Source organism: Streptomyces sp. ISL-66, from assembly GCF_018614135.1.
Taxonomy (GTDB): Bacteria; Actinomycetota; Actinomycetes; order Streptomycetales; family Streptomycetaceae; genus Streptomyces.
Window position 1 is genome coordinate 1 of record NZ_JAGGOW010000201.1, and the last position, 10,541, is coordinate 10,541.

The following is a 10,541-nucleotide window of genomic DNA, read 5'->3' on the forward strand; positions in this document are numbered from 1 at the left end:
GTGGTGGGGTACGCCGTGCTGGCGCCGGACGCGGCGCCGTTGCGCCCGGACCCGGTACCGCCGGCCGCGCCGCCGTCTCCGTCACCGACCGATCCGGCCCCGTCGCCGCGGTCGCCGTCGTCGCTGTCGCCCTCGCCCTGGCCGTCGGCGTCGGTGACCTCGCCCGTGCCGCCGCTCGTGCCCGGGCCCGGCAAGGCGACGGGTACCGGTCCCGGCGCGGGCGCGCCGCAGCCGAGTACGTCGGGGTCCCGCTCGTCGCCGCCCTCGGCGGCTCCCTCGCGCGCCGGAGCGCCTCCGGCGGCCCCGGCCGCCTCGCCGAGCCGGTCCTAGCCCTTTCGGGTACGCCCGGTCCGGGTCAGGGGTGCGTTCTCCACAACCTTCCGGGGCACGACAGCTAAGCCCCGGCCGCCGGGGTGTTCTTCACGGCGGCCACCAGCGGCGCGAGCTCCGGCCTGTGCGCCGCCTCTTCCAGCGCCTCGCGCAGGGCCGTGTCGTTGGTGGGCCGGGCCTCGGTGAGCAGGGCCAGGCCGGCCGGGCTGACGTCGGTGTAGATGCCCCGGCGGTCGGTGTCGCAGATGTAGCGGTTCAGCAGCCCCCGGTCCTCCAAGCGGCTGACCAGGCGGGTCGTCGCGCTCTGGCTGAGCACCACCGAGTCCGAGACCTGGTGCATCCGCAGGTGGCCTCCCGGGCCGCTGTGCTGGCGGCTGAGGACGTCGAGCAGGGAGTACTCGCGCACGCTCAGCCCGTGCCCGGCCTGGAGCGCGCGCTCGATGTGCGCCTCGATCCGCCCGTGCAGGAGGGAAAGGGCGCACCAGCCCTGGGAAAGGGCGGTGAGTGCGCTGTCCGTGGCCGTCATCGGCTCCTCCTTCAAGTCCTTCAAGGCGTGTACTTCACAGGATAGGCGACGGCTGCAATAGCCCGCGCTTGCAATTAACCCGCGTCTGCAATTAATGTGGACGCAGGCAATCAGTCACGGCCGACCGCACAGCAGCAAGCAGCAAGCGGTACATAGCGACGGCGGCTCCGAGTACTCGTCGAAGCGAACGTGGCGAGCTCACGCAGCAAACCTCCCCCCTTGAAGGGCACCCCCTCATGCCTCTCGCACTCCTCGCCCTCGCCATCGGCGCCTTCGGGATCGGCACCACCGAATTCGTGATCATGGGCCTGCTCCCCGAGGTCGCCGGCACCTACGGCGTATCGATCCCCACCGCGGGCTTCCTCGTCACCGGCTACGCCCTCGGCGTGGTCCTCGGGGCGCCGCTGATGACCGTCCTCGGCACCCGCATCCCCCGCAAGCGCATGCTGATGCTCCTCATGGGGCTGTTCATCGCAGGCAACGTCCTCTCCGCGCTCGCCCCCGCCTTCGGCGTGATGCTCGCCGGCCGGGTCGTCGCCTCCCTCGCGCACGGAGCCTTCTTCGGCATCGGCGCGGTCGTCGCCGCGGAGCTCGTCGCCCCCGCGAAGAAGGCCGGAGCGATCGCCATGATGTTCACCGGCCTCACCGTGGCCAACGTCATCGGCGTCCCGCTCGGCACCCTCGTCGGCCAGCACCTCGGCTGGCGCGTCACCTTCCTGATCGTCGCCTCGCTGGGCCTCCTCGGCCTGCTCGGCATCGCACGCCTCGTCCCCGACCTGCCCCGCCCCGAGGGTGTCCGGATCCGCCACGAACTGGCCGCGTTCCGTAACGTCCAGGTCCTGCTGGCCATGGCGATGACCGTCCTCGGCTTCGGCGGGGTCTTCGCCGCCATCACCTACATCACCCCGATGATGACCAACGTCGCCGGCTTCGCCGACACCTCCGTGACCTGGCTGCTCGTCCTCTTCGGCCTCGGCATGGTCGGCGGGAACCTCATCGGCGGCCGGTTCGCCGACCGCGCGCTGATGCCGATGCTCTACGTGTCCCTGGGCGCGCTCGCCACCGTCCTCGCGCTGTTCACGCTGACCGCCCACACCAAGGCGGGCGCCGCCGTCACCATCGTCCTCATCGGAGCCCTGGGCTTCGCCACCGTGCCGCCGCTGCAGAAGCGCGTTCTGGACCAGGCCGCCGGGGCCCCCACCCTGGCCTCCGCCGTCAACATCGGCGCCTTCAACCTCGGCAACGCCCTCGCCGCCTGGCTCGGCGGGATCGTCATCGCCGCCGGGTTCGGCTGGACCGCCCCGAACTGGGTCGGCGCCGCCCTCGCCGCCTCCGCCCTGGGCCTCGCCCTGGTCTCCGGAGCACTGGAACGGCGTACGGCGGGCCGCGCGGGCGACGACGGCCGGGTCGGCCGGGCCGGCCGGGTCGGCGCGGCCGGATCCCCGGCCGAGGCGGACGCCGTCTTCACCCACCACTGATCCACCATCCCCCGTACCGAACCACACGCCCAGGAGCGCCCCAGCATGTCCACCGCCACCACCACCGCCGCCACCACCACCGCCGCCCCCGCAACCGTCCGCACCGCCGTCGCCCCGCTGACCACCGCGGACGCCGAGGCGTCGCCGCCGCCACGGCCGCCGCCGAAGCGGCCGGGATCGCCGTGAGCGTCACGGTCCTCGACGCGGGCGGCCACCTGCTCGCCTTCCGGCGGGACGACCGGGCCGTCCTGATCGGCGCCATCGGGGTCGGCGGCGGGGCCCCCGGCCAGGACCACGATGTCGCGGCGACCGCCCTCGCGGTGCTGGCCTGCCACACCGGGCCGATGCGCGGGCCGACGCCCGCGTGACGCCTCCCAGACGCGCGTCCGTCGCCCGCCCCGGCACCCGGCGCCCGGGTCGCGCGCCCGTGTCCCCCGTGCCACTTTGGTAGGTACGGGGGACACGGGCTCACGGGTACACGGGTACACGATGATGAAACCGACGAAGCGGAACAGACGCACTCGCATCGCGACGGCCACGGTCGCCGCGATGGTCTCCCTCGTCGCGATACCCGGCTGTGCGACCGGCTCCACCGGAACGGCCGGTACCGCCACCACGGGGGAGAGCCGCTCCCCGGCCTCCGCCTCCGCCTCGGCCGGCCGGTCGCGATCCGCCGAGCCGTCGACCGCCGCACCCTCGCCGACGCGCACGTACGCGCTCTCCACGGCCCCGGACACCATTCCCGCCGTACGCGCACACGTGCCGGCCCGCGGCCCCGGCTGGCGGCCCGGCCCCGGAGCACGGGTCGTCGTACCCCCGGCCGACAGCGCGGAGCTGACGGACGAGGGCAAGCTGCTGGCCGGTGAACTGGGCATCGGGTTCGCCGCATCGGCGACATCGCGCCGCGGGGACGTGGAAATCGCCCTGGGTGCCAAGGATTCCGGCAAGTCCGAGTCCTACACCCTCACCGTCCAGGACGGAAAGGTCCGCATCACCGGGCCCGACGAGGCCGGCGTCTTCTACGGCACCCGCACCCTCAAGCAGGCCGTGAACGACGGGGGTTCGGCCCCCGAGGGAACCGTGCGCGACGCCCCGGCCAAACCGCAGCGCGGCCTCAACCTCGACATCGCGCGCAAGAACTTCACCCCCGACTGGATCGAGGACCGGCTGCGCGAGATGGCCGACCTCAAACTGAACCAGCTGGGCCTGCACTTCTCCGACGACCAGGCCTTCCGGATCGAATCCGACACCCACCCGGAGATCGTCTCCGACCCCCACCTCACCAAGGCGCAAGTGCGCGAGATCACCGCACTCGCCGCCCGCCTGCACATAGCGGTGATCCCCGAGATCGACTCGCCCGGACACCTCGGCGCCGTCCTGCGCGCGTACCCCGCACTGCAACTGCACGACGTACAGGGCCGGGTGGTCAAGGGCGCGGTGGACATCGCGAACCCGGCGGCGGCGAAGCTCGTGGACGAACTCCTGCGTGAGTACCTGCCGTTGTTCCCGAGCGCGATCTGGAACCTGGGCGCCGACGAATACCAGGCGCTGGTCTACCGCGACCCGCAGACCTCCTTCCCGCAGCTCGCGGCCGCGGCGCGGGAGCGCTACGGGGCCGACGGAAGGGTCCAGGACCTGGCGACGGGCTGGCTGAACGACCGTGCGGACGTGGTCCGTTCGGCGGGCCGGAAGCCCGCGGCGTGGAACGACGGCTTCTTCACGGGCGGGGTGGTCCAGCCGGCCAAGGACATCGGGGTGGAATACTGGACGGGCAAGGAGGGCGGCGCCCGGCCGCCACTGGAATACCTGCGCGAGGGCCGCAAGGTCGTGAACCTCAACGACGAGTACCTCTACTACGTGCTGGGCGAGCCGAACGACTTCACCTACCCCACCGGCCGCCGGATCTACGAGGAGTGGTCCCCGCTGGTGCTGCGCGGCACCACGGCGGTCCCGGAGAGCTTCGACGCCCAGATACTGGGCGCGCGCTTCGCAGTCTGGTGCGACCTCGCGGGCGCCCAGACCCAGGCCCAGGTGGCGCAGGGCATCCGGCTGCCCCTGGCGGCCGTCTCCCAGAAGCTCTGGGACTCCCGCCCGCCGGTCCTCGACTGGTCGCAGTTCAAGGCCCTGGCCGACCGGCTCTGATCGCCGCGCGCTCGGTATTGGCTGGTCAGAGGAGCCGGCCTCGGTGTTGGATGCGGGAATGGACAATGAGCTGCCGCCGTTGCCCGACGGCTACGAGATCTCCGCCGACCCCGCCCGGATCGACCGCGAGCTGGTCCACCGCTGGCTGTCCGAGGACGCCTACTGGGCGCTGGGCCGGAGCCGGGAGAAGCAGGACGCTGCCATCGACGGCTCGGTCAACCTGGGTGTCTACGACGGGGCTTCGGGCGTCCAGGTGGCGTACGCACGCGTGGTCACCGACCGGGCCACCTTCGCGTGGCTCTGCGACGTGTACGTGGACCCGGGCGCGCGGGGCAAGGGGCTCGGCACGGCCCTGGCGGGGGCGGTGCGCGACCACCTCGCCCCGTACGGGATCCGGCGGATCCTGCTGGTGACGGGGGACGCCCACGGGGTCTACGAGAAGGTCGGCTTCGAGCCGATCGCGGCCCCGGACAAGTGGATGGTCCTCGGCGCGCAGTAGTCCCGGGTGTCACCCGGCAGGGCGCGGTGGGCGGTCCGGCCGGCGGCTACCAGATGGAGCCGACCCACTCCGGGTGGTCGATGAACGGGTTCCGGTTGTGCTGGTAGGTGTCGTATATGACCTGGTTGCGGCGCTGCTCGAAGGCGTCCGGCGGGTCCTGCAGGTTCCACTGCTTCAGGACGCTGATGCGGCCCATCGCGGGTGCGCTGCCGTTGTCGACCCTGTCGTTGACCTCGAGGTCCGCGAAGCCGTCGCCGCCGTCGTAGCGCACGGCCATGTACAGCAGCATGCGCGCGACGTCGCCCTTGACGGCGTCCCGCGGCTCGAAGGAGTCGGCGTCGGTGAAGCTGCCGGGTGCCTCGGCGACCGGGCTGCCGCCCTTGTCGAAGTCCTTGTTCCCGCGGGTGCTGTTGACGGTGACGTCCTCGGGCCTGAGGTGGTGCAGATCGGTGCCCGGGCCGGTGGAGGTGCCGAAGTCGCCGTGGCTCTTGGCCCAGACGTGCTCGCGGTTCCAGTCGTTGATCCCGCCGCCGTTGGTGGACTTGGACTGGGAGCGGCCCGAGTAGACCAGGATGACGTTGTTGGGGTTCGCCGGATCCTGGTCGGTGACTTTGAGGGCGTTCCACACGCCGTCGTACGTCACCTTGGACTGGGTCTTGATGATGTCGTGCAGCGCCGTCTTGAGCGCGGCGCCGGTCTTGCCCTCGGCGGAGGCGTAGTAGGTGTCGACGGCGGCGCCCGTGGCCGCCGTGACCGCCGAAGGCGCCGCAGGGGCGGCCGCGTCCCGTTGGCCGGCCGAGGCGGAGGCCGGGAGCAGTAGCAGGGACGCCGCCGCGAGGCCGGCGGCCCAGGGGGTCAGGCGCGAGATTCTCATCACGTGGGGGTACCTCTCCACACGCACCGCCCCCGCCCGGGGAATTGGCGGGGCATCAGGTGGCAGAGCGAGGTTCACATTGTCATGTGCCGTACAGATGAAAACCACGTGTCGGGAGCCCGGACTTTCGTCTCCGCGCGTCGTGCGGGTGAGGGGGGCGTCCCCGGTCATCGGCGCGTCGGGCAGCCCCGGCCGCCCCGGCCCGAGACGATCGCCACCCCGGCGGGCTTCCAGCCCGAGGGGATCGCCGTCTCCCCGCGCGGTACCGCTTACACCGGCTCGCTGATCGACGGCTCGCTCTACCGGTTCGACCTCGCCACCGGTGCCGGGCGGATCATCACCCGGGACCAGGGGCCGGGCGGATCATCACCCGGGACCAGGGGCCGGCGTCGGTGGGTCTCAAGCTCGACGCGCACGGCCGGCTGCTCGTCGCCGGGGGCGCCAGCGGCCAGATCCGCGTGGTCGACTCCGGTGACGGCCGGGTCCTGGCCACTCACCGGGCCGCGACCGGCACGGCCTTCGTCAACGACGTGGTGGTCGCCTGCGGCGGCGCCTGGTTCACCGATTCGACCTGCCGACGGCGCTGTTCCGGGTGGATACCGCCACCGGGGCCGCCACCCGCACGGAGCTCGACGGCGGGGCCGTCAGCTACGGCGACGGGCTCCTGGTCCACGGGCGCACCCTGTACGTCGTACGCAACCAGCCCCAGGTGGTCGACGTGTTCACGCTGAGCGGGGACGTCCGCCGGGGCCGGTTCGTGAAGCAGCTCACCGGCCCGCGCTTCCATCAGCCGACGACGGCCGCCCTCCACGGCGACCGGCTCTACGTCGTCAACGCGGCCTTCGACGCCGACTGGTCCGATCCGGCCACCGCCTCGACGGTCGTCAGCTGCCCGCTGTGACGGCGGCGGGGGCGGGCTCGTACTTGTAGCTCGGGCCGAAGTTCTTCTTCACCGCCGCCTCCCAGGAGCCGTCCTCGATCATCTTGCGGATCGCGGCGTTGATCTTGCCCTGGAGCTCGGGGCTGCCCTTCTTCATGCCGATGCCGTAGTTCTCGTTGCTCAGGTTCAGCCCGAGCATCCTGAACTTGCCCTCGTTGCCCTTGCGGGCGCTGTACCCGGCGAGGATGGAGTTGTCGGTGGTCATGGCGTCGACCAGGCCGTCCTGGAGGGCGACGAGGCACTCGGAGTAGCCGCCGAGCTCCAGGGTGCTCGCCTTGGGGGCCAGGTTCTTCCTGAGGTTCTCCGCCGAGGTCGAGCCGGTCACCGAGCACAGCCGCTTGCTGTTGAGGTCCTCGGCTTTGGTGATCGAGGTGTCGGCGGCGCGGACCAGCAGGTCCTGGTGCGCGAGGAAGTAGGGGCCCGCGAAGTCGACCTTCTCCTTGCGCTTTTCGTTGATCGAGTAGCTGGCCGCGACGAACTGGATCTCGTTGTACTCCAGCAGCAGCTCGCGGTCGTTGCTGAGGACCCGCTTGAAGGTGATGTGGTCCTGCTTGTAGCCGAGCTCCTTCGCCACGTACGTCGCCACGTCCACGTCGAAACCGGTGAAGGTGCCGTCGGGTTCGCGCATGCCGACGCCCGGCTGATCGAACTTGATGCCGATCGCGATGTTCCCCTCGCCCTCGGCACCGCCGCACCCGGATGCGGTCAGTGCGAGACCGATCATTGCGGCGACCGCACCGGCTTTGGGAACCCTCATGCTGCACTCTTTCCTCGGATACGCGGGGTCGCGCGCGGCGCGCGGGTTGCGCCGGGCACGCCGGGGGCGGCCCTGGACGCGGGGTGCCGCGGGGCCGAGTGGACGCGTATATGAGGAAGCTAGGAAGTCGGCGGGCCCAGTGTCACGAGATCTGAGCAAATCTTGAGGGTCACGATCCGGATAGCCGACAGATCCTGCGGTCGATGCGGTCCCGGACGGGAGGGCGGCCGGTCGCACGAAGAGCCGTCCCCACCGCGTCCGCGTCCGCCCCACCGCGTCCGCCCCACCGCGTCCGCGTCACGGGCCGGCTGGCCGGGAACGTGCGGTCGTTCGGACCGGGCGGACGGGATCGTGACAGCATGGGTGGGCAACACACGGTAAGCGGAGGGGGAGTTCGGTGAGCGGAGTACGCAAGGGCCTGGCCAAAGTGGAGATCGCGCTGCGGTGGGATCCCAGCCCGGCAGGGGCGCCCGTACACGACCTCGACATACTCGCCGCGGTGTACGCGGCCGCCGACCCGTACGGACAGCCCGTGCACCTCGTGCACTTCGGCAGCCGCGCCCCCGACGGCACCATCACGCTGGACCGCGACAGCCGGACCGGGCAGGGCCTCGGCTTCGACGAGGTCATGACCCTCGAACTGAACCGGATCGCACCGGAGCTGACCCGGGTGGTGATCGGAGTGGTGATCCAGCCGGCGGACACCGGCCCGAAGCTGACCTTCGCCGTCGTGGCGGGCACCGGACTGCGGATCCGCGAGGGTTACACCGAGCTCTCCGTGAACGATTTCACGGCCGTCGCCTCCGCCCGCGCCGCCACGGTCGCGGAGTTCACCCGCGACGCCTCGGGCAGCTGGTCGCTGGACCCGGCGGTGCGGGGCTTCGACGCCGACCCGGAGGAGTTCACCCGGGTCATGGGCTCCGCCCCGAGCTGATCCGCCCGGAGCTGATCCGCACGGACCGGTCGGCGGCCACTCCGCGAGGGAGTGCCCGCCGCCCGGCCCGGGTGGTGCGCTGCCACCGTCCCCACGAGGCAGCGCGGGCAGGTCGCCGTCCGGTCATCGGAAACGGCGGCCGGCCGGTTCAGGGGGTCCGAGCGGATCGCGGCTCGGGACCGGGATCCACGCCGAGTGCCGGCAGCAGGCACGCGTCGACGAACCGCACGAGGTACTCGGCGTCGGCGTACCGCCCTTCCAGCACCGGCCGGATCCGCAGCACGCCCATCAGCTGGGCCGGCAGGAACTCCACGGCCGGGTGCCCGGCGGCGATCTCGCCCCGCGCCACGGCCCGCTCCACGATGGTGTCGAAGGCCGCCAGCTCCGGCTCCACCAGCGCCTCGCGCAGTGCCGCCTTCAGCTCCTCGTCGCTCAGTACGGCGTGCCCGAGGGCCTGCGTGAGCCGGGTGTCGCGCCCCGAGGTGCAGGCCGCGATCAGGGCCGCCTCGCGCAGGTCGCCCGCCAGGGTCCCCGTGTCCACTGCCGCCAGTGTGCCCCGCCGGTCCGCGCGCAGGGCGGCGGCCACGAGCTGCGGCTTGGTCTTCCACTGCCGGTAGAGCGTGGACTTCCCGCAGCTGGCCCGCGCGGCGATGCCCTCCATGGTCAGGGCCTCGTAGCCGTCCTCGCGCAGGAGCTCCAGGACGGCGTCGTAGAACTGACGCTCCCGCTCCGGGGTGATCTTGGAGCGGCGCGCGGGGGCCGATGCGGCGTCCGGCGTCGGCGACGTCATGGGGCGGCTCTCCTCGGTGGCGCTCGAACGGTTCCTCGGCCGGATCCTACGGCGGGATCCTTGGCGGCGGTCTTGGCTGAAGTGTACAAGAACGGTCGCGTATCGGTACACCGGCGTATCGATACGCGAATGTATCGATACACTGGCGTGTCGATGCGTTCGTCGACGTGTTGTCGATGTGTGCCCGTGTACAGGAAGCGAGACCGGGGGATGACCTCCCACACCACACCCGCCGGGGCCGCCGCGGGGCGGCGCCGCCGCCTCATCCGCGAGCTGCTGCTCGTCGCGGGCCTGTTCGCCGTCTACAAGTGCGGCCGGATGCTGGCCACCGGCCGCACCGACGAGGCCTTCGGCAACGCCACCCGCGTCTGGGACGCCGAGCGTGCCCTGCACCTGCCCGGCGAAGGCCTGATCCAGCGCCTGCTCCTGCACGGGGACGCCCTCGTGCACACCGCGAACACCTACTACGCGGCCGTGCACTTTCCCGCCACCGTGCTCTTCCTCGTCTGGCTCTACGTACGCCGCCCCGCGCACTACCTCTGGACCCGCCGCGTCCTCGCCGTCCTGACCGGCGCCGCCCTCGTCCTCCACCTGGCCTTCCCGCTCGCGCCCCCGCGGATGCTGGCGGCCACCCACCTCATCGACACGGGCCAGGTCTACGGGCCGACCGTCTACGGAGCCGCGCCCGCCGCCGACACCATGGCCAACCAGTTCGCGGCGATGCCCTCCCTGCACTTCGGCTGGGCCCTGATGCTGGCCCTCGGCATGATCGCCGCCACCTCCTCCCGGTGGCGCGCCCTGTGGCTGCTGCACCCCCTGGTGACCCTGCTCGTCGTCGTCGGCACGGCCAACCACTACTGGCTCGACGCCGTCGTCGCGGCCCTCCTGCTCGGGGCCGCCCTGCTGCTGGTCCCGCGCCCGGCCACCCGTTCCCTCGTCGCCCTCCGGAGCATGCCGAGTCCGCGCCCGGCGAAACCCGAGCCGGTCGCCGTAGGAGTGGTCCGGTGAACGCCACCCTCGTAGCCGTCCTGCTCTGCCTCGCGGCGGCCGTCACGTACGCGGCCGCGGCCGTCGCCCAGGAACGCCTCGCGCGCCGTGCCACCGCCCGCGGCGCCACCGCGCTGCTCGGCAACGGTGCCTGGTGGTGGTCGGCCGGACTGAACGCCGCCGCCGCGCTCCTGCACGCCGCCGCCCTGCGGTACGGGCCGCTCACCCTGGTCCAGCCGCTCGGCGCGCTCACCCTGGTCGCCGCGCTCCCGCTGGGCGCGCAC

The 10,541-nt window shown here is 72.2% G+C and carries 10 protein-coding genes and 4 pseudogenes; 10 read left to right on the plus strand and 4 right to left on the minus strand.

The window, feature by feature from the left end:
* Window positions 1-398: pseudogene (locus J7E97_RS32375) on the plus strand (hypothetical protein); the annotation flags it as partial.
* Here the strand turns inward: J7E97_RS32375 and J7E97_RS32380 are convergent.
* Window positions 395-856, minus strand: a complete 462-nt coding sequence (locus J7E97_RS32380) for a MarR family winged helix-turn-helix transcriptional regulator (protein ID WP_215034702.1) — start codon at window positions 854-856, stop codon at window positions 395-397. The pseudogene J7E97_RS32375 and the gene J7E97_RS32380 sit on opposite strands and share 4 nt — an antisense overlap.
* Window positions 857-1,092: 236 nt before the next feature.
* Between J7E97_RS32380 and J7E97_RS32385 the strand changes: the two genes are divergently transcribed.
* The 4 genes and pseudogenes from J7E97_RS32385 (at window position 1,093) to J7E97_RS32405 (ending at window position 4,975) form a co-directional block, all read left to right on the plus strand.
* Window positions 1,093-2,334: an MFS transporter gene (locus J7E97_RS32385; RefSeq protein WP_215034703.1), complete on the plus strand. Its 1,242-nt coding sequence runs from the start codon at window positions 1,093-1,095 to the stop codon at window positions 2,332-2,334.
* Window positions 2,335-2,379: 45 nt separating this feature from the next.
* Window positions 2,380-2,702, plus strand: a pseudogene (locus J7E97_RS32395) (heme-binding protein).
* Between the two features lie 121 nt (window positions 2,703-2,823).
* Window positions 2,824-4,476 (plus strand): glycoside hydrolase family 20 protein, encoded by a 1,653-nt coding sequence (locus J7E97_RS32400; protein ID WP_215034706.1) that lies wholly within the window; start codon window positions 2,824-2,826, stop codon window positions 4,474-4,476.
* A gap of 58 nt (window positions 4,477-4,534) precedes the next feature.
* On the plus strand, window positions 4,535-4,975 hold the full coding sequence (locus J7E97_RS32405) for a GNAT family N-acetyltransferase (protein WP_215034707.1): 441 nt from the start codon (window positions 4,535-4,537) through the stop codon (window positions 4,973-4,975).
* Window positions 4,976-5,021: 46 nt separating this feature from the next.
* Here the strand turns inward: J7E97_RS32405 and J7E97_RS32410 are convergent, their stop codons facing one another.
* Complete coding sequence (locus J7E97_RS32410) at window positions 5,022-5,849, minus strand: endonuclease I family protein (RefSeq protein ID WP_215034708.1); 828 nt, start codon at window positions 5,847-5,849, stop codon at window positions 5,022-5,024.
* Window positions 5,850-5,933: 84 nt separating this feature from the next.
* Here J7E97_RS32410 and J7E97_RS37170 point away from each other — a divergent pair.
* Together J7E97_RS37170 and J7E97_RS32415 are read left to right on the plus strand one after the other, a co-directional pair.
* Window positions 5,934-6,146: pseudogene (locus J7E97_RS37170) on the plus strand (hypothetical protein); the annotation flags it as partial.
* A 295-nt stretch (window positions 6,147-6,441) separates the two neighbouring features.
* Entirely contained in the window at window positions 6,442-6,750 is a 309-nt protein-coding gene (locus J7E97_RS32415; RefSeq protein WP_215034710.1) for a fructosamine kinase family protein, read from the plus strand.
* On the opposite strand, the gene J7E97_RS32420 is transcribed toward J7E97_RS32415, so the two are convergent.
* Window positions 6,734-7,546: a glutamate ABC transporter substrate-binding protein gene (locus tag J7E97_RS32420; protein WP_215034712.1), complete on the minus strand. Its 813-nt coding sequence runs from the start codon at window positions 7,544-7,546 to the stop codon at window positions 6,734-6,736. The genes J7E97_RS32415 and J7E97_RS32420 overlap by 17 nt on opposite strands.
* 397 nt (window positions 7,547-7,943) lie before the next feature.
* Here J7E97_RS32420 and J7E97_RS32425 point away from each other — a divergent pair, with 397 nt between their 5' ends.
* On the plus strand, window positions 7,944-8,480 hold the full coding sequence (locus tag J7E97_RS32425; RefSeq protein ID WP_215034714.1) for a TerD family protein: 537 nt from the start codon (window positions 7,944-7,946) through the stop codon (window positions 8,478-8,480).
* Window positions 8,481-8,628: 148 nt separating this feature from the next.
* On the opposite strand, the gene J7E97_RS32430 is transcribed toward J7E97_RS32425, so the two are convergent.
* Window positions 8,629-9,270 carry a TetR/AcrR family transcriptional regulator gene (locus tag J7E97_RS32430; protein ID WP_215034715.1) on the minus strand — a complete coding sequence of 214 codons (642 nt, stop codon included), beginning with the start codon at window positions 9,268-9,270 and terminating at the stop codon, window positions 8,629-8,631.
* 210 nt (window positions 9,271-9,480) lie between these two features.
* Between J7E97_RS32430 and J7E97_RS32435 the strand changes: the two genes are divergently transcribed.
* Both J7E97_RS32435 and J7E97_RS32440 read left to right on the plus strand, forming a co-directional pair.
* The gene (locus J7E97_RS32435; RefSeq protein WP_215034717.1) at window positions 9,481-10,278 is read left to right on the plus strand and encodes a phosphatase PAP2 family protein; all 798 of its coding nucleotides are present in this window, start codon (window positions 9,481-9,483) and stop codon (window positions 10,276-10,278) included.
* Window positions 10,275-10,541, plus strand: a pseudogene (locus J7E97_RS32440) (hypothetical protein); the annotation flags it as partial. The gene J7E97_RS32435 and the pseudogene J7E97_RS32440, both read left to right, overlap by 4 nt.